Genomic DNA, 24,654 nt, shown 5'->3' on the forward strand with positions numbered 1-24,654 from the left:
AAACCATGATTCACGACTATGTAATTATTTCCATTGCTGTACTTCTTTCAGTGATGATTTTGGTGATGGTAGGGCAGAAGCTCAAAGTAGCTTATCCGATTTTTCTTGTGATTGCAGGCTTACTCGTGAGCTTTATTCCGGGAATGCCGCAGATCGAAATTGAGCCGGATCTTGTGTTTCTTATATTTCTTCCTCCTATTTTATTTGAAGCAGCCTGGTTTACTTCTTGGCAGGATTTTCATAAATGGCGAAAACAGATTTTCTCAATGGCATTTGGGTTGGTTTTCCTTACTTCAATAGTTGTTGCTTACCTTTCTTCATCTATCATTCCGGGACTTACTGTTGCAATGGGATTTCTTTTGGGAGGTGTAAATTCTCCGCCGGATGCGGTTGCAGCTACTTCCGTTTTAAAGAATATGAAAATTCCTAAAAAAATTACAACCGTTTTGGAAGGTGAGAGTCTGATCAATGATGCATCGAGTTTAATTGTATTTAAATTTGCTCTGGCTGCAGTAATTTCTGGACAATTTATCTTTCGTGAGGCAGTGACAGATTTTTTCACAATGGCAATTGGTGGAGTGGCTGTAGGAATCGGAACGGGTTTGGTTTTCGGGAAATTTTTAAGATTAATTCCTTCCAACTCTAATATCGATACAGTTATTACACTTATAGTTCCTTATGTGATGTATGTTGCGGCAGAGCATTTTCATTTTTCGGGAGTTTTGGCCGTTGTAGCGGGAGGTTTGTTGATGTCTTACAATTCACATTGTTATTTAAGTCATACTTCAAGAATTCAGACCGGAAATGTCTGGAGTGTTATCATTTTCCTGATGAATACTATTATTTTCATTCTCATCGGGCTAGAATTACCCATTGTTGTGGCAGCAATGAAAGATTACACGATTTCAGAAGGTATTTTTTATAGTATTGTTATCGGTGGGGCGATTATTTTTACACGTTTAGCATACAGCTATGCTATTGTTTATATTCCGTGGCTTTTGTCAAAAAAAATGCGGGAAGAAAAACCAAAGCCTGATTGGAAAGAACCTTTCATCATCAGTTTTGCGGCAATGAGGGGAGTTGTTTCATTGGCAGCGGCACTTTCGATTCCGGTGTATATCAGTCCGGGAGAAGCTTTTCCGCACAGAAATATTATTTTATTCGTAACCTTTGTGATTATTCTGATTACTTTGGTCGGACAAGGTTTATTGTTGTCACCAATCTTGAAATTCCTTAAAATTGAAGATGCAGGAAGCGATCTTCCGGAAGAAAAACAGGAAGCCATTTTAATGAAAAAATTAAAAGAAACAGCACTTCAAAAGCTTACTTCAGATTTCTCTGAACTCTCTGAAAACAACAGTCTTGTAAAACACCAGATTTATAAACTCGAAAATGAGATGAAGCTGATTGCTGATAAAGCTCAATGTATGGGTTCAACGGTAGATTATGCTGCAGCGATGAATGAAAATAAAGATGTTTTAAGACAGGTTATTCAGGCACAAAGAAATGAACTTCACCGTATGAAACGTGAAAAAATATTCGATGATCATGTAATGAGAACCATTGAAATGCAGCTGGATTTTGATGAAGCGAAAATTACTGGTTTTGCTCATTAAAATACTTAAAAAATGTCAATTTTAGTTAAATCAAAGTAATCGACTGGTTTCATATTAGCAGAGCGTTATAAAAATTGCTATTTTTGATGAAATTTTAGAAATAACAAATGAAAAATAAGATAATTGTAGGATTTGCAGCTTTAATGTTGGTGATGTCTTGTAATAATAATGATAAAGTACTAAATGCATTGGCCGATTATAATAATGAAATGGTTTCGCAAGGTTATCATTTCGGTGACAAAATCGAACTTCCGAAAGAAGTTACAGATAATGCGGAAAGTATTGTTATCAGCTTTGGTGAAAAAGAATCTTCAAATCTCACCATCGATCCGAAATATTTTACGCTTGGCGACAACGCAGTTACATTTAATATTAAAACAAAAGGCGGCGAAACCCTTTATCAGGACGCAACGATCAACGTCTATAGCAAAAGTCCGGAAACGGCAATCAATTATGAAGTTATAGCAGAATATCCACATGATCCTAAAAACTTTGTACAAGGTTTCCAGATTGACGGGAATACCATTTATGAAAGTGATGGGCAACACGGTTCTTCGAAAATTTTAAAATACACTTTAGGAGATACCAAGCCAATTGCATCGACTACACAACCTGAAGAATTTTTCTCTGAAGGAAGTACAATTGTCGGGGATAAAGTTTACCAGTTAACCTGGCAAAATAAAAAAGGTTTCATTTATGACAAGAACACGTTAGCGTTACAGTCTGAATTTCCTTATCCGAATGTGATGGGCGAAGGTTGGGGATTAACGTATGACGGGAAAAATCTTATTGCATCTGATGGAACGAAAAATTTGTATTTTTTAGATGTTAAAGATCCTTCAAAAATGGTTAGGTTTATTTCGGTTGCTGGTACAAATTCTGTCTATGAAAAGCTAAACGAACTCGAATATTACAAAGGATTTATTTATGCCAATGTTTGGCAAAAGCCTTATATTTTAAAAATCAATCCTGCAAATGGTGAAGTGGTAGGGAAATTTGATTTTTCTGAAATTGCTAAAAAAAATACGAAAGGCGAAAATGATGTTTTAAACGGAATTGCTTTCAAAGGGGATAATATGTTGGTTACAGGGAAAAATTGGCCGACAATTTATGAAGTTGCCATTAAATAGTTAAAATTGAATGACTGTTCATTCATCCAGAAATAAAATATGTAAATTGGTAGCGCTCCGAAGGAGCGCTATCTTGGTAAAAAAGATTTTTTGAAATTATTACAATTCTTATCTGTTTTGGTATTCTGTACATTTTCTGCGCAGAAAGCTCTTCCTTTTGATTCTTTAAAGCTTAAGGAAACAAGAGATATGTTTGCGGATGATTACGGAAGTCTTTATTTCTACAAAAACAAAGATTTCAGTTTCACGAAATACGATTCCCTAGGAAAGCAGTTGGGAAAAATGATGTTCACGGTTCCCTTCAAAGTTCAGGGAGTGCAGAACCCTTTAAGTATAGCTCTTTTCTCGGAAAATGCTCAGGAAATGAAGTTTGTGGATCAGAATCTGAATGAAATTCAGAAGCTTGATTTTAAACAGAAATTTACGTTTATCAAACATGCTTATGCAGAAGATCTTCAGCAGATCTGGTTGATGGATGAAAGCATGAAAAGGCTGATTCAGTATAATTTCAGAAATGATACAACGATCAATTCTTTTCCTTTTGATGCAAGTTTTGATGATCTGATCGATCTTTTGGTCTTTGAAAATAAAGTTTATATTTTATCTAAAAACCAGTTCAGGGTTTACAATCTGAAATTTGAAAAACTCTTTGAAGCACCTGTTGAAAATGCAAAACGATTCAGAAGAGAAAACGAAATCATCCTGATTGTCGCAAAGAATACAATTTTCAAATATAATCCGGAAAAAGGTTTGACCAAAATTTTCGAAGATCACGATGCACAGATTGTGGATAAAAATTCACTGGCTTATTTTGAAGTAAAAGACAACAAACTCTATCTTTACACCCTTGAAAATATAGCAAGTATTAAAAAGCTCAAAGACGCAGAAAACCAGAAAAAAGAACTGGAAAAATCCATAGAAAAACTTGAAAAAGAAAAGTCTGAGAAGACAGATATTATTAAGCTGATGGATGAGATTGAGGATTTAGGCTTTTAATAACGACAAATAAAGAATTAAGAAGATATGCATATTGCGGTTACGGGAAATATTGGAGCAGGAAAGACAACACTTACAAGAATGCTTGCAAAACATTACAATTGGGATGCACAGTTCGAAGATGTAGATCACAACCCTTACCTGGAAGATTTTTATGCTGATATGAGCAAATGGAGTTTTGCTTTACAGATTTACTTTTTGGGCAGCAGGTTCCGTCAGGTAAAGGAAATCAGAGAGAGCGGGAGAAATATTATTCAGGATCGTACGATCTATGAAGATGCCCATATTTTTGCCGAAAACCTTAATGATATGAAGCTGCTTTCGGACAGAGATTTTAAGAACTACGCTTCTTTGTTTGATCTGATGAAAAGCTTTGTCTCAGCACCCGATTTGTTGATTTATTTGAAATCTGATGTTCCGAATCTTGTAAAGAAAATTTATAAAAGAGGAAGAGAATATGAAGCCACAATAAGTATTGAGTACCTTTCAAAACTTAATAAAAAATACGAAAAATGGATTTCCAATTACACAGAAGGTAAATTGCTGATCATTGAAGTTGATGATCTTGATTTCGTAGAAAAGCCTGAAGATTTCGGCTTGATTTTAGAAAAGATCGAGACAGAACTGAACGGATTGTTTTAATTTTCTAATTAACATAATATTTGGTTCTAAATTTGTTGAAGCAAATATATTCTCATCTTTAAAATCAGACTAAAATGTTGGTAAAAGTTCTTCATAACGGAAATTGCTCAAAATCGAATGCGGTTTTAGAGTATCTGGACGAAAACGGAATTCAGTTTGAAATTATTAATATTGTCGAAGATCCGTTAAGTGTTCTGGAGCTTAAAACGGTTTTGAAAAAACTGAATCAGAGCGTTTTTCATATTATCAGAAAAGAAGAAAAACTGTATCTTGAAAAATTTGCCTCCCAAAATTATTCGGAAGAAGAATGGCTGCAGATTTTATCGGAAAACCCCTCACTTATCCAAAGACCGATATTGATTAAAGGATCAGTTGCCATGTTGGGAAGACCTTTGGAAAATGTGAAGTTTTTTATCGAAAAGTAAAATATTAAAATTAGATTTATAAATTAAAGAAAGGTTAGTTGTTCAAACTAACCTTTCTTTTTTATAGCAGCAAAATTTTAATTAAAGTAAAATTACATTTTCTATTTTCGCAACTTCCTGATAAATTTTTACCACCTGGTCCGCATCCAGAACAAATGCATTGATATTGCAGGCTGTATATTTACCGTTTTTACTTTCCCTGTTGCCCATAGTGAACTTTATGCCGTCAAAAACTTTATAAATCTCAGTAATCTTCGCCTCATCGGTCGGAATGATAAATTTAAATAAATAATCTTCCGGAAAGTCGTGGTGACCTTCAAGTTTTTCCTTTAGAGAATTATAAAATTCTTCAGGATTTGCATGCTGATTTCCTTGTAATATATCCATCTTTTCTACCTTATTTATATAAATATAATGAAAAAAAAGCTATTTTCCAAACGCTCCCAATAGCGAACCGGAATTTTGCTTTTCATGGTCTTCAATAATATTAAAAAGACCGTTTACAATCTGTTCTGAAGCCAGCATACTCAATCCGCCTGCGTTAACGTTGGTTTTGTTTCCACCCAACAAGCTGCCTAATAAATTGCTTCCGGACAATGCCGTATTGATTGTTTTTACGATCCCGTATTTATTTAGTTCCTGTTCAACTCTCGGAGCAATTGCCTGAACAAGCTGAGTCTGGGTTTTCTCCTTTAAAATTAAAGTAGCCGTACCTTTCTCTCCCTGAATAATTCTTGTAACATCCTGCGCATTTAAGCTATTAACCGCAGACTCCAATATAGGCTTTGAAATACCGACTGTATAAACTGCAGCTTCAGCAATATATTCTCTTTCTTTTGCCACGATTGACGGAGCTATTTTTTCTAAGGTCGTATTGATATCACGAAGTTGCTGTGGTAAGGCTTTATCTACTAAGTTATTTTGAAGAAATGCTTCTTTGTTTCCGTAGATGTTTGCTCCTTTATTAATTCCGCCCAGCAAAACTCTTTTTATGACCGCCAATCCTAAATCCGAGGTAGCTATCGACGTACAAGACTGTAGCGTTGTATTGATAATCGCTCCTGTACTTAAAATAACGGTTGCTGCGATGATATATTTTTTCATTTTAATTTATATTTTAAACTGCACCAAAGTTAATTACTTAATGTGCTTGTTACAAAATTTTTAATTTCACAAAAAGTGTATGTAGGTAATTCACTATTTCTGTACCATAATTAAAAGTTTTTTAAAGATCATCTTAAAAATATCCTTCTGACTACCTTTTTTGGCGAAAATTATTGCTTCAATGTGAAAAAATGAAATTTTTTACGATATTAATTTGATAAAAATCATGTTCTATTTTAAGAATAAATTAAATAAATATTATAATATCTTAACAAATAATTAAACTTAAACGCATTATCAAAATTTTTTTAAGTAACTTTAACAAGATTGGATATTTTTTCTATTTTTGATTAATGTCTACTTTTGAGACATGGAGGGATGAAGATGTAAATCGACTTTCCAATAATATGAATGTACAAGATAAAATTAAACTATATGAAACAAACTAATTTAAAGTATTCTTGTCTTATTGCTGTTCTCTACTTCGGTATGAATGTCAATGGACAGACTACTCCTCAAGACACCGTTCCAAAAGAGCAAAAGATTGAGGAGGTTGTGATGATTGGGTATGGTAGCCGTAAGAAAGTTGATAATACAACTTCTATAAGTTCAATTGGAGCTGATGAAGTTGTTAAAACGAAAGTTCTAAACGCTTCACAAGCTATTCAGGGAAAAGCAGCGGGTGTGCAGGTCACGGCTTCAGATTCTCCTGGTTCAACGCCAACAGTGATGATTAGAGGCCTAGGTACTGTTTTAGGTGGAAGAACTCCATTATATGTTGTAGATGGTATGTTCATGGAAAATATTAATAATATCAATTCCAATGACATTCTTTCGTATGATATTTTAAAAGACGCTGCTGCATTAGCAATTTATGGTAACAGAGCTGCGAATGGTGTAATTATTATTACTACGAAATCTGGTAGAGGAAAGCTTAATGTGGAATATGATGGTCTTGTAGGACTAAGAACTCCATTAAAAACGGTAAAGATGGCAAATGCTAATGAATTTGTAAATTATAATAATACCGCGAACAGTTTTCTAACCCCTCCCGGAAGATCATTCTCAACAAATCAACCATATAATACAGATTGGTTTAAAGAAATTACAAGAACAGGTATTTACAATCAACATAACGTTGCTATATCTGGTTCATCTGAGGCGGCTAAATACTTTTTTAGTTTAAGTAACTATGATGAACAATCTATATTAAATGGTACTGATTATAATAGAACAACGATTAGAACAAATAATGAATTTAAGATTTCAAAGAAAATAACATTATCTCAAAATTTAAGCGTTGCATTCACTAATATTACTCCAAAACCATTTAGTGCCTTTACAAATGCCTATAAGCAATCACCATTAGTTCCTGTTTATTATCCTTCAGGGCAATATGGACAGCCAATTTGGGATGCTAATGGAAATATTAGTTATTCAGGTGGAAGATTTAATAATGTAGGAAATCCTGTTAGTCAGTTAAATTTTAACAATGAGCAGAATAAAAGTATGCTGATGCAAGGGGGATTAAAATTGGATGTAGAAATTATGAAGGGATTGAAATTTACTTCTCAGTTTTCCGGAGAATACTCAAATTACAAAGCATATAATTTCTCAGATGATTTATCTATTTGGTTAGCTGCTGATCCTACAAGAGTTCCTGCTTTATTTGATGGAAACGCAAAAAATACTTTGACAAATACTAAACAAGATTACTATAATTGGTCTCTAACGAATTATTTAAATTATAACAGAACGTTTGGCAGTCATAATATTGATGTAATGTTAGGAACTGAGTCTTTTGTTAAAAATGGAATTGAAGAATTAATTGTAAAAAGAAAAGATTTAGGAACTGTTTCTAACTATTGGGATCTTTCAGGAACGGAATATATTAATAATATTTTATCTCTTAATTCTGTAAAATACAATAAGAATACTACTAATTCATATTTTGCTAGAGCACAATATAAATTTATGAATCGATATCTTCTAAGTGCAACCGTTAGAAGAGATGGATCTTCCCAGTTTGCTGACGGTAACAAATGGGGAACTTTTCCATCATTCGGAGCAGGATGGGTTATTTCTGAAGAATCATTCATGAAAGATGGTTTCTTTAACCTACTTAAATTAAGAGGAGGATGGGGAAGACTTGGTAATCAGAATGTACCATTAAACTATCTTCCTTTGGCTTCAGGCAATTCTTATAATTATGCATTTGGAGCTAATCCTGTTAGTAATGGAGTTACTATTAATAAAGGTCTTGATCCTAACTTGGGATGGGAAATTACTGAAGAATCATCATTAGGATTAGATTTTGGCGTGCTTAATAATAAATTAACGGGTACGTTTGATGTTTATAATAGAGAAACAAAAAATCTTATTTTAGATGTTTCAAACTATTTAACTTCGGGACAAAGCGATAAATTTAATTCTCATGTAGGTTCTGTAACCAATAAAGGTATAGAAGCATCTTTAAATTGGTCGGATAAGGTAGGTGAAGATTTCTCGTATTCAATAGGTGCTAACTATTCATTTAATAAAAATGAATTAACTCGTGTAAATAATGCAAATATTTCACCAATTAATGGAGGTAGTTTAGGTAATGGTCAATGGACTAAGTTATTTAATGCTACAACAGTTGGGCATGCATTAGGTAGTTTTTATCTTTGGGAATTTGATGGTTATGATGCCAATGGTAACATAAAATACAAAGATAATGATGGTGATGGCGTTACAGGATCGGCCGATGCAGATGACAGAAAGTATTTTGATTCATATATTCCTAAATCTACTTTGGGTGTAAATATTTCAATGACATATAAAAATTGGGATTTTAATCTTAGTGGTTATGGGGCATTTGGCTTTAGTGTTTACAATGGTAAAAAAGCACAAAGAATTTCTGGAGAAAACGTTGAAGCTTCTGTAGCAAATGATTATTGGACTGCCTCAAATACTAATGCTGGTAATCCAAGACCATATACAACTATTCCAATTGCTTCTACATTCTTTCTAGAAAAAGGAGACTATTTTAGAATTAACAATATTTCTGTTGGTTATACTATTAGAAACGTTGTTGATTATGTAAAATCGGTAAGATTATATGTAAGTGCAATTAATCCTTTTATTTTTACTAAATATTCTGGATTTAACTCTGAGTTAAATGCAGATGGAAATCCATATAATCTTACAGGTATTGAGTTGGATTCTTATCCTTCGCTTAGAACTTTTGTATTTGGTTTAAATGTTAATTTTTAAAAAATGAAAAAAAAATATATAATAATATCAGCTCTTCTTTTAACAGGAATTTTTAGTCAGAGCTGTAGTGAAGACTTTATAGATGTATCTCCAACTGAGCAGGTAAGTGTTGATGATTTATCACTTTATAATAATAATGCAGGAGCTACCAGTTTTGTAAATTCTATCTATGCAAAATTTTTAGATTGGGATATGAGTACCTTTGCTTGGATTGGCGTAACTTCTATAACTTCAGATGACGCTGATAAAGGAAGTACACCAGGTGATACAGGGACTGATAAAGATATTCTGGATGCTCTAACTTTTACTCCATCTACACCTTCTTTTGAAAGCTTATTTTCTTCAAATTATCAAGGAATTAATAGATGTAATCAAGCTCTTAAGTATTTACCCCAACTTAATAATGCAGATGAAAATTTAAGAGCCAGATTAACAGGAGAAGCTAAATTTCTTAGAGCTTTCATGTATTTTACTTTAGTAAGATCATTTGGAGGTGTGCCTTTAGTAGATCATGTTCCTACTTCAAGTCCTGAAGATGTAGAAATGCAATTAACAAGAAAAACTAAAGAAGAAATATATGCTTTTATTGAAAAAGACTTAATTGAAGCAGCTGCTGCATTACCAGATAGAACCGCTTATAGTGGAACTGATGCTGGACGAGCATCTAAAGGTGCCGCACATGCATTATTAGCAAAAGTTTATCTATATCAGAAAAAATATCAATTAGCAATTGATCAATGTAATTTAGTTACTGGTTATTCTTTAACACCTAATTTTATTGATATTTATAAAGTTTCTGGTGAGAATAATGCAGAGTCTATTTTTGAAATTCAAGGTTCAGGTATCGAAACAGGTAAAGGAATTCAACAGTATACTCAGGTTCAAGGAGCTAGAGGAACTGGTGGTTGGGGTTGGGGATTCAATACGCCTACCCAAAATCTATTTGATGCTTACACAGCAGAAGGTGATACTGAAAGAAGAGATGCTACTATTATCCGTAAAGGTATGACATTATATGACGGTAGAGTTGTTGGAGCAGATGCAGATAATGACTACTATAATTATAAAGCATATTCATCAGCATATACAACACAAAGTTCTACAGATGCTAATATTCGTTATCTTAGATATGCAGAAGTACTATTGATCAAAGCAGAAGCTTTAAATGAACTTGGTCAAACTTCGGCAGCAATTCCATTGTTGAATCAAGTAAGAGATAGAGCAAATATAAGTAATACTACTGCCTCTTCACAATCAGATGTTAGAACGGCAATTTGGAAAGAAAGAAGATTAGAATTAGCTTTTGAACATGATAGATGGTTTGATTTGGTTAGAACAGGCCAGGCTCAATCCGCAATGACAGCAAATGGAAAAACTTTTGTAGTTGGTAAGCATGAATTGTTTCCTTTGCCTCAAACATTTATTACTGAAGCGAAAGGGCGCTCGGCACAAAATCCAAATTATTAATTATTTTATGGATATTTAACCAAAGAGGAGAGATTTACTCTCCTCTTTTTTCGTAATTTTAATTTATGAAAGATTTTTATGAAAAGGATAATACTATCAGTTGCAGCAGCATCAATAATTGCAGTTTCCTGCAAAAATTCTCAAAACACAAAGCAGGCAGTTTCAAAAGTTGAGGCTGTAAGATCAAATATTTCCAATGAGCAGTTAATGGATAAAGTTCAAAAAGATGCTTTGAAGTACTTTTGGGATTACGCAGAACCAAACTCGATGTTGGGAAGAGAGCGTTACCATGAAGACAATATTTATCCTCAGAATGATAAAAATGTTATTACGACCGGAGGTTCAGGGTTTGGGTTAGCTACAATTTTAGTAGGTGTGGAAAGAGGTTTTGTTCCAAGAAAAGAAGCAGTAACAAGACTGACTACTATGATGGATTTTCTTGCCAAAGCAGACCGTCATAAAGGAGCATGGTCACATTGGATCAATGGAGAAACCGGAAAAACAGTTCCATTTGGTAAAAAAGATAATGGTGGAGATCTTGTGGAAACTGCATTTTTAACTTCAGGGATTTTAATGGTTCGTGAATATTTCAAAAATGGAAATGCAGAAGAAAAAGCACTAGCTAAGAAATGTGACGAACTTTGGAAAGGTATTCAATGGAACTGGTACACCAAAGGTGGTGAAAAAGTTTTGTATTGGCACTGGTCACCCGAATATCAATGGGAAATGAACTTTCCACTGGAAGGCTATAATGAATGTTTAATTACTTACATTTTAGCCGCTTCATCGCCAACGTATTCAATAGATGCTGAAACCTATTACAAAGGCTGGACAAGAAACGGGACCTATCTTTCAGACAGAGAAAAATATGGACTTCCAATGTATGTAAAGTACAACGGTGCAGAAGAATATGGCGGACCGCTTTTCTGGGCTCATTATTCTTACATCGGTTTAGATCCTACAAACTTATCTGATAAACTGATCAAAAATTACTTTGATTTAAACAAAAATCAGGTTCTTATCGATTACAAATACTGTGTAGAAAATCCAAAAGGATGGAAAGGTTACGGACCAAATTATTGGGGATTAACGGCATCTTACTCAAGAAACAAAGATGGAGGTGTTGGCTACGATGCTCATTTTCCGCAAAACGATCACGGTGTGATTACTCCGACGGCGGCTTTGAGCAGTTTTCCGTATTCACCGAAAGAATCTATGGATTTCCTGAAATTTATTTATACTCAAAAACCAGAATTTATAGGTTCTGCAGGACCTTATGATGCAACTTCGATTCATTATAACAATTGGACGACGCCAAGATATTTAGCCATCGATCAGGGAACTATTGCCCCGATGATTGAAAACTACCGTACAGGATTTTTATGGAAATTATTCATGAATGCTCCTGAAATCCAACAAGGATTAAAGAAATTAAGTTTTAAATCAGAAAAATATAACATTAAATAGTATTTTTAAGGAACTTAATCCCGCTCTCCGCACTCGCTATTTTTAGTGATTTTGCAGCGGCGGCTTTGCCGCCGCTGCAAAATCACTAAAAATGAGCTCAAACATTTGCTGCGATCGGGGCTAAAATATTCAGACAACAAATCAAAGTCTTGTCAAGATTCAAGCATTCATAAGGATAAGATTATAGATAAAAACATCAATAGAAACGGGCTTTAGCCCGTTTAAAAAAAAAATAAAATCAAACGGCTTTAGCCAAAACCTAAAGAAAGATGAGTTTAAAATTAAAATATCTACCGCTTTTACTTCTTCCATTCTCCCTAAGCCTAAACGCTCAGGAAATAAAAGCCGAACTCAACAAAGAAATTAAAAGACAGGAAAAAATTTCCTACATTTTAGATTACCCTCAGAAAGTAAAAGGAAATGTTCCTTTAATTGTCTTTCTTCACGGTTCAGGAGAAAGAGGAAACGATTTGGAAAAAGTAAAAGCGCACAGTCCGTTTACCTACAAGAATTTAATTAAAGAACCTGTGGCGATTTTAGCACCACAATGTCCTGAAAATGAATGGTGGGACACGGTAAGTATTTATAATTTAATCAAAGAAATTCAGAGAAAATACAAAATTGATGCTTCCAGAATTTACCTTACAGGGCTTTCGATGGGAGGTTGGGGAACATTAAAATTAGCAATGGAGCATCCCGAAATGTTTGCTTCCGTAGTTTCAGTTTGCGCACCTACGGATCGTGTGATGTATGCGAATATTCATCAGTATAAAGATCTCAATATGAAAATCTTCCACGGAGGAATGGATGATGTTGTTTTACCTGAAAACGCATTTAATTTTTATCAGAAACTACATCCAGTCAATCCAACTGCAGAACTAACGATTTTCCCGAATGATAATCACAATTCATGGGATTCAACCTACTCAAATCCTGCTTTATACGAATGGATGCTGAGTAAAAAGAAAGAGAAATAATTCTAAAATATTTATTCAAATTGTTTGAGAGAAATGACTCAGCAGATAAAAGATAAACTAATTTATAATAAAAAAGAATATTATCTAAATGTGGAATTAATTGAAGGGTATTTTCGGGATTTTCCTGAAAAACTTCCAAAATTTGATGTTGATTGCACCGCACTTTGGAGAGGATATATAGCTATATTTGAAATTAAGAATAATGAGCTTTACATTAAAAAGCTTGATTGTTTAGCTGATATAGATTTTAATATGAAGTCATTACGTGATGAAATATTTCCAAATAATAAATTTGAGTGGTATTCAGGGCTTATTAGAATAGACGATTTTAGAGGTGAATTTGACCTTGAACCAAAAGATGGAATTTTTGAATATTTAGAGATTGTCAAAGGAAATTTTAAGCAAAAAAGAATTTTTAATTATGTTGAATTACAAGAATTTAAAAAAGCGCAATTTGAATATTTTTTAATTTCTGAAGAAATCGAACATATATATGATTTTTGGCGAAGGAACAACGAAAATGGAATTATTAAGAAAGATGTTGTCAACAAGATTATTTTAGAAAACATAATGGAATATACTAGAGAAGTATATGTGTAAAACGAGGTTCTTGTTTGTTAATTAACAAAAACATGAAACTAATTACAAGTATAATTTGCTGAGTGAAACGCCTTTGCGAACGAAAATATGCAGGGCAATTTTAAACAAAAATCTTTGCGAACTTTGCGTTTAAATTGAATAAAAAGAAAAACAAAAAGAAAATATAATTAAAGAAATTAAATAAGAAGACGTATGAAATCGAAGATTCACGAATTCCTTAAAAAAATGAAGAAGTTATGAGTAAAAAGTTAATTGTAATAGCCACGTTAGCATTAGCGCCTGTTTTTTCGGCGCAGGAAATGGTAACAAAGCCGGTTCAGTCTTATCAGACTGCACAATACCAGTCGAAGAAAAAGGCTTTTGTTGATGCACTTTTAGCTAAAATGACCTTAGACGAAAAAATCGGACAATTAAATTTACCAAGTTCAGGAGATTTTACGACGGGTCTGGCTAAAAATTCAGACATCGGAAAAAAAGTAGAACAAGGTTTAGTCGGTGGACTTTTCAATATAAAAGGAGCAGATAAAATCAAAGCCGTTCAGAAAGTGGCAGTGGAAAACAGCCGTCTGAAGATTCCGATGATTTTCGGGATGGATGTAATACACGGTTACGAAACAACTTTCCCGATTCCATTAGGTTTAGCAGCTTCTTGGGACATGAATCTGGTTCAGCAATCCGCAAGGGTAGCAGCAAAAGAAGCTGCTGCCGACGGAATCAACTGGACATTCTCGCCAATGGTAGATATTTCCCGTGAGCCAAGATGGGGAAGAGTTTCCGAAGGTTCGGGTGAAGATCCTTATTTAGGAAGTGAAATCGCTAAAAATATGGTTTATGGTTACCAAGGAAAAGACTTGGCAAACGGAACCAATATTTTAGCTTGTGTAAAGCATTTTGCATTGTATGGAGCCGGTGAAGCGGGTAGAGATTACAATACTGTTGACATGAGCCACGTGAGAATGTTCAACGAATATTTTCCCCCTTATAAAGCGGCAGTTGATGCGGGTGTAGCTTCGGTAATGGCTTCTTTCAATGAAGTAGATGGAGTACCGGCAACCGGGAACAGATGGCTGCAGACTGAAGTATTAAGAAATCTATGGAAATTCAAAGGTTTTGTGGTAACTGATTATACAGGAATCAACGAAATGATCGACCACGGAATGGGTAATCTTCAGGAAGTTTCAGCTTTAGCTTTGAAAGCAGGAATCGATATGGATATGGTAGGTGAAGGATTTTTAACAACGCTTAAAAAATCTTTATCTGAAGGGAAAGTGACGCAGGCCGAAATCGATATGGCAACGAGAAGAATTCTTGAAGCAAAATATGATTTAGGTTTGTTTGATAATCCTTACAAACACGGAGATGCAAAGTTAGCTGCAAAAGAAGTGTACAGCATGGAAAATCGTAATATTGCGAGAAGCGCTGCTGCTCAGTCAATGGTTTTAATGAAAAACGAAAACCAGGTTTTACCACTGAAAAAAACAGGAACGGTTGCAGTAATTGGTCCTTTAGTAAACAACTCGATGAACATGGCAGGAACATGGAGTGTGGCTACAAAACACGCTATTTCTGTTAATTTAATGCAGGGTCTTGAAGCGAATTATGGTAAAGAGGTGAAATTCCTTTCTGCAAAAGGAGCAAACATTGATTATGATGCTAAATTAGAAGACATTTATGCAGCACACGGTAAGAAAACCGACAGAGACAATCGTTCAAAAGAAGCTTTATTAAAAGAAGCAGTTGACGTTGCCAACAAAGCCGATGTTATCGTTTTAGCGATCGGAGAATCTGCGGAAATGAGCGGAGAGTCTTCTTCAAGAACAGAAATCACGATTCCTCAGTCTCAGGTGGATTTGTTAAACGAATTAAAAAAGACAGGAAAACCAATTGCGATGATATTATTTACAGGTCGTCCTTTGGCGTTAACGAATGTAAAAGATACACCTGATGCGATTTTAAATGCATGGTTCCCGGGTTCAGAAGCTGGAAATGCCATTGCAGACGTTCTTTTCGGGAAAGTAAATCCTTCAGGAAAATTGCCTATGACGTTCCCAAGAAGTTTAGGACAAGTGCCGATTTATTATAATGCTAAAAATACGGGGCGCCCTTTAGACCAGAAGTTGGTTGATAAATGTGAATACCAAAGATTCCGTTCCAACTATATGGATGAATGTAATACGCCATTGTATCCGTTCGGTTATGGTTTAAGTTATTCTAAATTCAATTATTCTGATGTAACGGTTTCAAACGCCAATCCAAAAGGAAATCAGACGATTCAGGCTTCGGTTACGGTAACGAATTCCGGAAATTATGACGGAGCGGAAATTGTTCAGCTTTACATCAGAGATTTAGTAGGAACGATTACAAGACCGGTAAAAGAATTGAAAGGTTTCCAGAAAGTAATGTTGAAAAAAGGCGAATCTAAAAAAGTTACTTTCGACATCACTCCGGAACAACTGAAATTCTACAACGGAAATTTGAAATATGATTGGGAAGCGGGAGAATTTGATATTATGATTGGTACAAACTCTGAGCAGGTAAGCCATTCAAAAATAAACTGGACAAAATAATTTGATTTTAATTATAAAAAATAAGCCTTGCAAGTTTAAATATTTGCAAGGCTTTTATTTTCTTTATATTTATAATGTAATACCTTTCAAATAAAGCAATTTCACAAATCATTGATAAATGATGTAACGTTTTATGCATTTGAAACGTCTTATATAATATCGTTTAACCCAATCCATGAAATATGAATCTACATTCCAAAATTTTCGGTATTACACAGGTGGTAATAACAAGTCTCATGATGAATGCACAAACTACTGAAAACAAATTGCCGGGCGATCCGACATTGGTTTCATCGAAAGCAACAATTGATAAGCTTATATCTTACGATAAAGGTAATTTTAAGTATAAAGTGGAAGATTATTTTGCCAGACCAAAAGCTTCACAATTCAAAATTTCTCCTGATGGACAGTATTTATCCTACAAAGAAAAAGATAAAGACAGCAAAAACCATGTCTATGTGAAAGATTTAAAATCGGGTAAAATTACCAAAGCCTTGGTTGAAAAAGATGATCTCATCAGAGGTTACGGCTGGCTCGATAAAAAGCGTCTTTACTACACACAAGATAAAGGCGGAAACGAAAATATTCATTTGTATGCAGCTGATATTGACGGGAAAAACCTGAAAGACCTTACTCCGTACGAAGGAATTACTTTAAATTCTGTACGATTGATCAAAGACACAGAATTTGTAATTGTTACGATGAATAAGAACAATAAACAGATTTTTGAACCTTACAGAATCAATTTCAATACAGGTGAAATGACCCAGCTGTATGAAAACAAAGATGTAAAAAGCCCGATTGATGATTATCTTTTCGACAGAGAAGGCAATCTCAGAGGCTATACAATTCTTGAAAATGGGTTGACTACCAAGCTTTATTATAAAGATCTTCAGACCGGTAAATTTAATCTTATTAAAGCAACTGACTGGAAAGATACCTTTAGTGTAATAGGTTTTAATGATAATTCTAAAAATAAGGATGAGGTTTATTTGATAACCAATATCGACAGTGATAAATCCAGAATTGTATTATATGATTTGAAGAAAAATGCTTTGATTAAAGAAGTATATTCAAACCCGACTTTTGATGTTTATTCGATATCACAGGCTGGAAAATACAGAAATTATGAACTGGATTACATCAGCTATAACGGAATTAAAAGCGAAACCATTCCGGTAAGCAAGTTTTATAAGGAAATTCATGATAAGCTGACTTCTGAATTTGGTGATAAACAGTTTGGTATTGCTTCTTCAGATGATAAAAACGAAAAATTGTTGGTGGTTGTCGATAGCGATAAATTGTATGGAAAATACTATGAATACGACACGAAAACCAAAACAACCAAACTTCTTTTTGATTTAATGCCTCAGCTAAAAGAAGAAGATATGGCGGAAATGCGTCCTATTGAGTTCAAAAGCAGAGACGGACTTACCATTCACGGATATATTACCTTACCGAAAGCAGCCTTGAAAGGTGAAAAAGTTCCTTTGATCGTTAATCCTCACGGCGGACCGCAGGGAATCCGAGATGATTGGGGTTTCAATCCTGAAACACAATTGTTTGCAAGTAGAGGATACGCTACATTGCAGGTTAATTTCAGAATTTCAGGTGGTTACGGAAAAGAATTTCAGAAATCAGGATATAAGCAAATCGGCCGTAAAGCGATGGATGATGTGGAAGACGGAGTAAAATATGCAATTGAGCAAGGTTGGATCGACAAAAATAAAGTGGCAATCTATGGTGGAAGTCACGGAGGTTATGCAACTTTAATGGGGTTAATTAAAACTCCGGATTTATATTCTTGCGGAGTTGATTACGTAGGTGTCTCAAATATCTTTACCTTCTTCGATTCTTTCCCCGAATACTGGAAGCCTTACAAAGAAATGGTAAAACAAATCTGGTATGATCTGGATAATCCTGAAGAAGCTGAAATAGCAAAAGAAGTTTCACCCGTTTTTCAGATTGATAAGATTAAAAAACCATTGTTTGTTGTTCAGGGAGCAAATGACCCGAGAGTGAATATCAATGAATCTGACCAGATTGTAAAAGCTTTAAGAAACAAGGGATTTGAAGTACCTTACATGGTAAAATATGATGAAGGGCACGGTTTCGGAAAAGAACCCAACAGAATTGAATTTTATAAATCAATGTTAGGATTTTTCGCAGAGAATTTTAATAAATAAGACTGACAATTTTTATAATTAATTAAACGGAAAGCAAAAAATGCTTTCCGTTTTTTATTTAAACACAAATAAGCACTAATCACGATACAGTAAAACCAATCTTATACAGTAATTTTAAAATTGTGAAATTCGTGAAGAAATATTTTTGCTATTCGTGTTTAAAAAACACTGATAAACAAAAGAAAAATCGAAATTTCAAAAAAATATTTTAAATTTATTAAAGTAAAACAAAAAGCACAGTCGTCATATCAATATGGAGATTGTCGAAAAAGTACCAATGCCACAGAAGGAAAAGGAAAACATTATTTCTCAGACCGTATCAAACTACGGTGGAAAACTGATGTCTTTCATTCGTCCCAAAGTGAAGAATACCGAAGATGCAGAAGATATTCTGCAGGAAGTCTGGTATCAGTTCAGCAGTCTTACCAATCTCTCAGAAATTGTGAATGTCGGGGGTTGGTTGTACAGAGTTACCGCCAACAAAATCACCGATAAATACCGAAAGAAAAAGACAGAAAACCTTGAAGATTTTGTATATGAAGATGAGGATGGCGAGTTTTCTATAAAAGATATTTTGTTGATGGATGAAAGTGCAGGTCCCGAAGTGAAAATGTTTCAGGACGAGATCTGGAAAAAACTTTTTGAAGCATTGGAAGAACTCCCCGAAAAGCAGAGATTAGTTTATACAGAAAATGAACTAAACGATAAAACTTTACAGCAAATCGCCGATGAACAGGGAGAGAATATCAAAACCATCATCAGTCGAAAAAATTATGCAGTAAAGCATTTGAGAAACAGATTGAGAAAGTTATACGAAGATTTAAATAATTAGAAATAATAGAAATGAATAATAAATATAAAAAAGGTTGGATATTTTTTTTAGTTTGTCCACCACTGATTTTCCTTGCAGTATCTTATATCGTGATGTTGCTTTGGAACTGCCTTTTGCCTGAAATTTTAGGTGTGAAATCGATTACGTTTTGGCAGGCAATGGGAATCCTTGTTTTAAGCAAAATTCTTTTTGGAGGTTTTCACGGGAAGTTCGGACAGGGAATGCGTGAGCTGAAAGAAAAAAAGATGCGTGAAAGAATGCGCGAATTGTCACCGGAAGAACGTGAAAAATTCAAAGAAGTATGGAGAAGCCGTTGCGAAAGCGGGTTTTTCAACAGAAACAAATAAACCATCGAATCGTTTAAAATTTTTGGAAGTAGTAAAGTAAAAATTAAAACGGATTCGTCTATATAAGAAAGCCTAAGAGAGGCAAAATGTTAGTAGTAAAATTTAAAATTAAGAAAATGAAAAATTCAGTATTAAAAGGTATTTTAGGAGCTGTTGCTGTTGCAGGAGTTGCCGTAATAGCCAAAAAAGTAATTGAAAGAAAAAGATTCGTAAAAGGTATTTTTGAAGAATACGGAATTAAAGAAAGATCTCCATTCGGCTTGGCTGATAAAATCAGAGAAATGGATGAAGAGCAATATCAGGAATTGAAAGGAAAGTTCAAGAAAGAATTTGCTTCAAAATGCTGTCACAAAAACTTCGACAGAAAAGAAGAAAAATTTGCGGAAGCATAAAATATTAAACTAAATTGAAATTGTTAAATTCCGGCGCAAAAATGTGTCGGAATTTTTTTGCCACGAATACACGAATTTCTACACTCGTAAATTATTGTGCTACAATAGTTTTTAACGGTTTATTTGTCATTCCGCAGGAATCTCAACATGCTGAAAATAATACACTATAGATTCCTCCGGAATGATAAAGAGACTGTTGATTTTTTACTTTTAGTTGAAAACAAATTTTCACAAAATTTTTAAACACTGAAATTATACTTAAATAAAAAGCAAAACAATTACATTTGTGCATTCGTAGCTAAGAATCCATGTCTTTGCTGAGTGAAATCGAAGATTCGACGTAGTCAAACGCCTTTGCGATCGAAAAATATTCTCAATCATTTTAAGAAAAAACCTAAGCGAACATTGCGTTAAAAACAGATTACTTCACTTTGTTCGCAATGACAAATTCCTTATTTTTGTTAGCCTAAATGAAAGACTACTACTATTTTCTCGGGATTTCTCACGATGCTTCAGAAGAAGACATCAAAAAATCTTACAGAAAGCTTTCATTAAAATATCATCCTGATAAAAACGAAAACGACGATTTTTTTGCTGACCGTTTCAGGGAAATTCAGGAAGCGTATGAAACATTGAGCGACCGAACCCGAAGAAAAACATATGATCAGAATTTAGAAAATCACCAGAAAAGTTTCAGATATAATGTTCCGCCGTCGATAAAGACTTTTACGGCAAATAAGATTCATGCAAAAAAGGGAGAGGAGATTATTGTCAATTGGCAGACCAGCAACGCGGATGTAGTAAAAGTTTTACCTTTCGGACTTGAAAAAGCGTATGGAGAAAGGATTTTTAAAATTACAGAATTCAAAGACGGGAAATTTCAGATTTTGCTTCATGCAACCAATTCGCTTTTGCATAAAACAGTCGTTCAGGGAATTACAATTACTGAGGTCTTCGAATCTGATGGCGAAAAATTCAGAGACAGGGCAGAAGAACTATTCAGATCACAGCCAAATACCGTTACAAATCCTAAAGGGCATCCGAAAATTTTCAGAATATTTTTTGCACTGTTGATTTTAGCTTTGGCGCTGTATTTTTTAATCAGCAACTTTACGTAGCGTTCAATATTCGAAATTCAAGATCTTAGATTCAAGGTTCGAAATTAATATTTAAAATTCAGAACTCGGAGTTTCCGAATTGCAAACTTTAAGCATCTATCATCCAGCACCCAGCTTTAAGCCATCTTCTTTCTTCCCGGGCATTTCTTACATCTTTTACCTTTTTTAAATTTCTTACAGCAAGACTTTTTATCACCACATGAAACTTCTTCATAGCTAAAATTATAAGCGGGAGTAAGCGCAGGTACCTTGAACGGAATAATTGTATTCATACTGCAAATATATTAATTTAGAATAAATATAATTAAATAATTTTTCATTTGCTTTAAACGTTGATTTCAAGCGGTTTTGTAAAGGATTATGATATAAATTTCTTTGGTTTTGATTAAAAATGTTTATCCAAAACGATAGGTCTAAATGATTTAACATCACCTTAATATAGGTTGTACAATCACGTAAAAAATCGTAATTTTACGAATCTTTTTTTACAAACAAAATCTAATAAATAAAAATGAATACAGAACAGTTTGTGAGCCGTCACATTTCCTTAAATGAAGCTGATAAACAGGCGATGCTGGAAAAAGTTGGCGTTTCAAATATCGAAGAGTTAATTTCTCAAACCATCCCATCATCCATCCGTTTAGAAAATGATTTGAACATTTCAGAGGCACTTTCTGAGTATCAAATGCTGATCCATTCACAAGAATTGGCAGCTAAAAATACGGATTACACAAGTTATATCGGTTTCGGATATCACAACACCTTGTTACCATCGGCAATTCAGAGAAATATCTTTGAAAATCCTAGCTGGTACACTGCTTATACGCCCTATCAGGCTGAAATTGCACAGGGAAGATTAGAAGCTTTGTTAAATTATCAGACAGTAGTTTGTGATTTAACTGGTTTTGCTTTGGCAAACGCATCTTTGCTGGATGAATCTACAGCAGCTGCAGAAGCAATGCACATGTTCTTCAACAACAGAACGAAAGATCAGAAGAAAGGTGGGGCAAACAAATTCTTTATTTCTGACTTGGTTTTACCACAAACCATTTCAGTATTAAAAACAAAAGCTGAAGGTTTAGAAATTGAAATCGTAATTGGCGATCATAAAACACATCAGTTTGATAACTCTTATTACGGAGTTTTACTACAATACCCGGGTAAAAACGGAATCGTTTTAGATTATACAGAAGATATCGTTGAGTACAAAAAATTAGATCTTCAGGTTGTTGTAGCTTGTGATCCTATGGCTTTGGTTAAACTTAAATCTCCAGCTTCAATGGGTGCAGACTGTGCTGTTGGAACTTCTCAGAGATTCGGTATTCCATTGGGTTACGGAGGTCCTCACGCAGCATTTTTCTCTTGTAAAGAAGATTATAAGAGAGATATTCCGGGAAGAATTATCGGGGTTTCTCAGGATATGTACGGAAAACGTGCATTGAGAATGGCTTTGCAGACAAGAGAGCAGCATATTAAGAGAGAAAAAGCAACCTCAAACATCTGTACAGCACAGGTTCTTTTGGCGGTAATGGCAGGAATGTACGCTGTTTATCACGGTCCGAAAGGATTAAACTATATTGCAGATCAGATTCACTTTAAAGCCAATGCTCTGAAAGGCGGATTGAAAGCTTTAGGTTATCAGACCGTTGAAGAGCCAATCTTCGATACAGTAAAAATCCTGATGAGCGAAGATGAAAAAGCGAAACTAACAAGAATGATGCTTGATCATAAACTGAATCTGAATTACTTCACTGAAGGTGTTGTAAGCATTGCCATCAATGAAAGTACAACATTGGAAAAACTGAATGTTCTGATGGCTTCTTTTGCTCAGTTTAAAGACAAGCAGACTTTCAAATTAGAAATTAAAGAAGGATACAGTATTCCTGAAGAAAATCTTAGAAAAGATGAAATTCTTACGGAAGAAGTATTCAACAAATACCATACTGAGACCGAATTGATGCGTTATATCAAGCGTCTTGAAAGAAAAGATTTATCATTAACACATTCAATGATTTCTTTAGGATCTTGTACTATGAAGCTGAATGCAGCTACCCAAATGTTGCCATTATCTTGGGCTGAGTGGGGAAGTGTTCATCCTTTTGTACCGGTAAATCAGGCAGGAGGTTATCAGCAAATGATTCACGAGCTTGAAAAAGATTTAGCAGAAATCACAGGGTTTGCAGGAACTTCTCTTCAGCCAAATTCAGGAGCTCAGGGAGAATATGCAGGTCTGATGGTGATCAGAGAATATCATATCTCAAGAGGTGAAGGACACAGAAATGTAGTATTGATTCCGCAGTCTGCACACGGAACAAACCCGGCTTCTGCAGCAATGGCAGGAATGAAGATTGTTGTTGTTAAAAACTTAGAGAACGGAGAAATTGATTTCGAAGACTTAAAAGCTAAAACAGAACAGCATTCTGAAAATCTTTCTTGTGTAATGATCACGTATCCTTCAACATACGGATTCTTCGATGCCAATATTAAAGAGATTACAGCTTTAATTCATGAGCATGGCGGACAAGTTTATATGGACGGAGCAAATATGAACGCACAGGTAGGATATACAAGTCCTGGAAACATCGGAGCAGACGTTTGTCACCTGAATCTTCACAAAACTTTTGCAATTCCTCACGGTGGTGGTGGTCCAGGAGTTGGCCCGATCTGTGTGGCTAAACACTTGGTTCCTTTCTTGCCGACGAATGCAAACATTAATGTAGGTTCTAAAGAAGCAATCGAAGGAATTTCTGCTGCACCTTACGGTTCTGGTTTAATTCTAAATATTTCTTACGCTTACATCAAAATGCTTGGAACTGCAGGCTTGAAAAAAGCAACTGAACATGCGATTCTAAATGCAAACTATTTAAAAGAAATTTTAGCAGAGCATTTCCCAATTTTATATTCAAACGAAAACGGAAAAGTAGCGCACGAATGTATCGTTGATTTCAGACAATTTAAATCTTTAGGAATTGAGGTTGCTGATGTTGCGAAGAGATTGATGGATTATGGTTTCCACGCTCCTACAGTTTCTTTCCCGGTTGCAGGTACATTAATGATTGAGCCAACTGAGTCTGAAAGCAAAGCAGAAATCGATCGTTTTGCAGAAGCCTTAATTGCAATTAAACATGAAATCGATGAGATTGCAAACGGAGAAGCAGACCAGACAAACAACGTATTGAAAAATGCTCCTCACACTGAGCAGATCGTTATTTCTGATTCTTGGGACAAACCTTACAGCAGAGAAAAAGCAGCCTATCCTTTGGATTGGGTAAGAGACCACAAATTCTTTGCGTCTGTATCTAGAGTTGACGAAGCTTATGGAGACAGAAACTTAGTTTGTACTTGTGAGCCAATTGAAGCTTATATGTAATTGATTTTTAAGATATAATAATTAATCCCTTTCAGTTTTGAGAGGGATTTTTTGTCCTGTCCTAGAAGATTTATTTAACGGAAAAAAAGTATTGGCGAAATGCGGAAAAAAAGGAACTTTAGTTCAATTTTAGACCAATCGCAGCCAATATTTTTTCAATGGA

General features: G+C 34.5%; 20 protein-coding genes. 17 read left to right on the forward strand and 3 right to left on the reverse strand.

Annotated elements, in window-relative coordinates:
• Nucleotides 1-5: 5 nt before the first annotated feature.
• The 5 genes from BM371_RS02395 (at nt 6) to BM371_RS02415 (ending at nt 4,809) form a co-directional block, all read left to right on the forward strand.
• A complete protein-coding gene (locus BM371_RS02395; protein WP_034675385.1) occupies nt 6-1,616 on the forward strand; it encodes a Na+/H+ antiporter in 1,611 nt (536 codons plus the stop codon).
• Between the two features lie 107 nt (nt 1,617-1,723).
• Nucleotides 1,724-2,746 carry a glutaminyl-peptide cyclotransferase gene (locus tag BM371_RS02400; RefSeq protein ID WP_034675388.1) on the forward strand — a complete coding sequence of 341 codons (1,023 nt, stop codon included), beginning with the start codon at nt 1,724-1,726 and terminating at the stop codon, nt 2,744-2,746.
• 90 nt (nt 2,747-2,836) lie between these two features.
• On the forward strand, nt 2,837-3,742 hold the full coding sequence (locus BM371_RS02405; RefSeq protein ID WP_051882739.1) for a hypothetical protein: 906 nt from the start codon (nt 2,837-2,839) through the stop codon (nt 3,740-3,742).
• A gap of 27 nt (nt 3,743-3,769) precedes the next feature.
• Nucleotides 3,770-4,384 (forward strand): deoxynucleoside kinase, encoded by a 615-nt coding sequence (locus BM371_RS02410; RefSeq protein WP_034675390.1) that lies wholly within the window; start codon nt 3,770-3,772, stop codon nt 4,382-4,384.
• Nucleotides 4,385-4,458: 74 nt separating this feature from the next.
• Complete coding sequence (locus BM371_RS02415; RefSeq protein ID WP_034675394.1) at nt 4,459-4,809, forward strand: ArsC/Spx/MgsR family protein; 351 nt, start codon at nt 4,459-4,461, stop codon at nt 4,807-4,809.
• Between the two features lie 81 nt (nt 4,810-4,890).
• On the opposite strand, the gene BM371_RS02420 is transcribed toward BM371_RS02415, so the two are convergent.
• Both BM371_RS02420 and BM371_RS02425 read right to left on the reverse strand, forming a co-directional pair.
• Entirely contained in the window at nt 4,891-5,196 is a 306-nt protein-coding gene (locus BM371_RS02420; protein ID WP_034675397.1) for a DUF493 family protein, read from the reverse strand.
• Nucleotides 5,197-5,235: 39 nt separating this feature from the next.
• Entirely contained in the window at nt 5,236-5,913 is a 678-nt protein-coding gene (locus tag BM371_RS02425; protein WP_034675399.1) for a DUF4197 family protein, read from the reverse strand.
• Between the two features lie 435 nt (nt 5,914-6,348).
• Between BM371_RS02425 and BM371_RS02430 the strand changes: the two genes are divergently transcribed.
• The 11 genes from BM371_RS02430 to BM371_RS02480 all read left to right on the forward strand — a co-directional run bounded on the left by BM371_RS02430 (nt 6,349) and on the right by BM371_RS02480 (nt 21,121).
• Nucleotides 6,349-9,168 (forward strand): SusC/RagA family TonB-linked outer membrane protein, encoded by a 2,820-nt coding sequence (locus BM371_RS02430; RefSeq protein WP_034675404.1) that lies wholly within the window; start codon nt 6,349-6,351, stop codon nt 9,166-9,168.
• Nucleotides 9,169-9,171: 3 nt separating this feature from the next.
• The gene (locus BM371_RS02435) at nt 9,172-10,635 is read left to right on the forward strand and encodes a RagB/SusD family nutrient uptake outer membrane protein (protein WP_034675406.1); all 1,464 of its coding nucleotides are present in this window, start codon (nt 9,172-9,174) and stop codon (nt 10,633-10,635) included.
• A 78-nt stretch (nt 10,636-10,713) separates the two neighbouring features.
• Nucleotides 10,714-12,102, forward strand: coding sequence for a glucoamylase family protein (locus BM371_RS02440; protein WP_034675408.1), 1,389 nt, complete (start codon nt 10,714-10,716; stop codon nt 12,100-12,102).
• A gap of 269 nt (nt 12,103-12,371) precedes the next feature.
• A complete protein-coding gene (locus BM371_RS02445; RefSeq protein ID WP_034675411.1) occupies nt 12,372-13,079 on the forward strand; it encodes a carboxylesterase family protein in 708 nt (235 codons plus the stop codon).
• A gap of 33 nt (nt 13,080-13,112) precedes the next feature.
• Nucleotides 13,113-13,679 (forward strand): hypothetical protein, encoded by a 567-nt coding sequence (locus BM371_RS02450; RefSeq protein ID WP_051882741.1) that lies wholly within the window; start codon nt 13,113-13,115, stop codon nt 13,677-13,679.
• 236 nt (nt 13,680-13,915) lie between these two features.
• Nucleotides 13,916-16,246 carry a beta-glucosidase BglX gene (gene bglX, locus BM371_RS02455; protein WP_034675414.1) on the forward strand — a complete coding sequence of 777 codons (2,331 nt, stop codon included), beginning with the start codon at nt 13,916-13,918 and terminating at the stop codon, nt 16,244-16,246.
• 182 nt (nt 16,247-16,428) lie between these two features.
• The gene (locus BM371_RS02460; protein WP_034675415.1) at nt 16,429-18,432 is read left to right on the forward strand and encodes a S9 family peptidase; all 2,004 of its coding nucleotides are present in this window, start codon (nt 16,429-16,431) and stop codon (nt 18,430-18,432) included.
• A 277-nt stretch (nt 18,433-18,709) separates the two neighbouring features.
• Nucleotides 18,710-19,264 (forward strand): RNA polymerase sigma factor, encoded by a 555-nt coding sequence (locus tag BM371_RS02465; RefSeq protein ID WP_228376727.1) that lies wholly within the window; start codon nt 18,710-18,712, stop codon nt 19,262-19,264.
• An 11-nt stretch (nt 19,265-19,275) separates the two neighbouring features.
• Nucleotides 19,276-19,611: a hypothetical protein gene (locus tag BM371_RS02470; RefSeq protein ID WP_034675418.1), complete on the forward strand. Its 336-nt coding sequence runs from the start codon at nt 19,276-19,278 to the stop codon at nt 19,609-19,611.
• Nucleotides 19,612-19,727: 116 nt separating this feature from the next.
• Complete coding sequence (locus BM371_RS02475) at nt 19,728-20,003, forward strand: hypothetical protein (protein WP_034677273.1); 276 nt, start codon at nt 19,728-19,730, stop codon at nt 20,001-20,003.
• A gap of 470 nt (nt 20,004-20,473) precedes the next feature.
• Nucleotides 20,474-21,121: a J domain-containing protein gene (locus tag BM371_RS02480; protein ID WP_034675420.1), complete on the forward strand. Its 648-nt coding sequence runs from the start codon at nt 20,474-20,476 to the stop codon at nt 21,119-21,121.
• Between the two features lie 116 nt (nt 21,122-21,237).
• Here the strand turns inward: BM371_RS02480 and BM371_RS20475 are convergent, their stop codons facing one another.
• Nucleotides 21,238-21,393 (reverse strand): hypothetical protein, encoded by a 156-nt coding sequence (locus tag BM371_RS20475; RefSeq protein WP_165571775.1) that lies wholly within the window; start codon nt 21,391-21,393, stop codon nt 21,238-21,240.
• Between the two features lie 239 nt (nt 21,394-21,632).
• Between BM371_RS20475 and gcvP the strand changes: the two genes are divergently transcribed.
• Nucleotides 21,633-24,491 (forward strand): aminomethyl-transferring glycine dehydrogenase, encoded by a 2,859-nt coding sequence (gene gcvP / locus BM371_RS02485; RefSeq protein ID WP_034675422.1) that lies wholly within the window; start codon nt 21,633-21,635, stop codon nt 24,489-24,491.
• Nucleotides 24,492-24,654 lie beyond the last annotated feature (163 nt).

It is taken from the genome of Chryseobacterium formosense (genome assembly GCF_900116415.1).
Taxonomy (GTDB): Bacteria; Bacteroidota; Bacteroidia; order Flavobacteriales; family Weeksellaceae; genus Chryseobacterium; species Chryseobacterium formosense.

Excerpts from the sequence above, each read along its gene's own strand:
- BM371_RS02425 (WP_034675399.1), bottom strand. The coding sequence starts at position 5,913 with ATGAAAAAATATATCATCGCAGCAACCGTTATTTTAAGTACAGGAGCG.
- BM371_RS02435 (WP_034675406.1), top strand. The coding sequence starts at position 9,172 with ATGAAAAAAAAATATATAATAATATCAGCTCTTCTTTTAACAGGAATT.
- BM371_RS02470 (WP_034675418.1), top strand. The coding sequence starts at position 19,276 with ATGAATAATAAATATAAAAAAGGTTGGATATTTTTTTTAGTTTGTCCA.
- bglX (WP_034675414.1), top strand. The coding sequence starts at position 13,916 with ATGAGTAAAAAGTTAATTGTAATAGCCACGTTAGCATTAGCGCCTGTT.
- BM371_RS02395 (WP_034675385.1), top strand. The coding sequence starts at position 6 with ATGATTCACGACTATGTAATTATTTCCATTGCTGTACTTCTTTCAGTG.
- BM371_RS02445 (WP_034675411.1), top strand. The coding sequence starts at position 12,372 with ATGAGTTTAAAATTAAAATATCTACCGCTTTTACTTCTTCCATTCTCC.
- BM371_RS20475 (WP_165571775.1), bottom strand. The coding sequence starts at position 21,393 with ATGAATACAATTATTCCGTTCAAGGTACCTGCGCTTACTCCCGCTTAT.
- BM371_RS02410 (WP_034675390.1), top strand. The coding sequence starts at position 3,770 with ATGCATATTGCGGTTACGGGAAATATTGGAGCAGGAAAGACAACACTT.
- BM371_RS02420 (WP_034675397.1), bottom strand. The coding sequence starts at position 5,196 with ATGGATATATTACAAGGAAATCAGCATGCAAATCCTGAAGAATTTTAT.
- BM371_RS02480 (WP_034675420.1), top strand. The coding sequence starts at position 20,474 with ATGAAAGACTACTACTATTTTCTCGGGATTTCTCACGATGCTTCAGAA.
- BM371_RS02430 (WP_034675404.1), top strand. The coding sequence starts at position 6,349 with ATGAAACAAACTAATTTAAAGTATTCTTGTCTTATTGCTGTTCTCTAC.
- BM371_RS02415 (WP_034675394.1), top strand. The coding sequence starts at position 4,459 with ATGTTGGTAAAAGTTCTTCATAACGGAAATTGCTCAAAATCGAATGCG.
- BM371_RS02465 (WP_228376727.1), top strand. The coding sequence starts at position 18,710 with ATGCCACAGAAGGAAAAGGAAAACATTATTTCTCAGACCGTATCAAAC.
- BM371_RS02475 (WP_034677273.1), top strand. The coding sequence starts at position 19,728 with ATGAAAAATTCAGTATTAAAAGGTATTTTAGGAGCTGTTGCTGTTGCA.
- BM371_RS02440 (WP_034675408.1), top strand. The coding sequence starts at position 10,714 with ATGAAAAGGATAATACTATCAGTTGCAGCAGCATCAATAATTGCAGTT.
- BM371_RS02450 (WP_051882741.1), top strand. The coding sequence starts at position 13,113 with ATGACTCAGCAGATAAAAGATAAACTAATTTATAATAAAAAAGAATAT.
- BM371_RS02400 (WP_034675388.1), top strand. The coding sequence starts at position 1,724 with ATGAAAAATAAGATAATTGTAGGATTTGCAGCTTTAATGTTGGTGATG.
- gcvP (WP_034675422.1), top strand. The coding sequence starts at position 21,633 with ATGAATACAGAACAGTTTGTGAGCCGTCACATTTCCTTAAATGAAGCT.
- BM371_RS02460 (WP_034675415.1), top strand. The coding sequence starts at position 16,429 with ATGAATCTACATTCCAAAATTTTCGGTATTACACAGGTGGTAATAACA.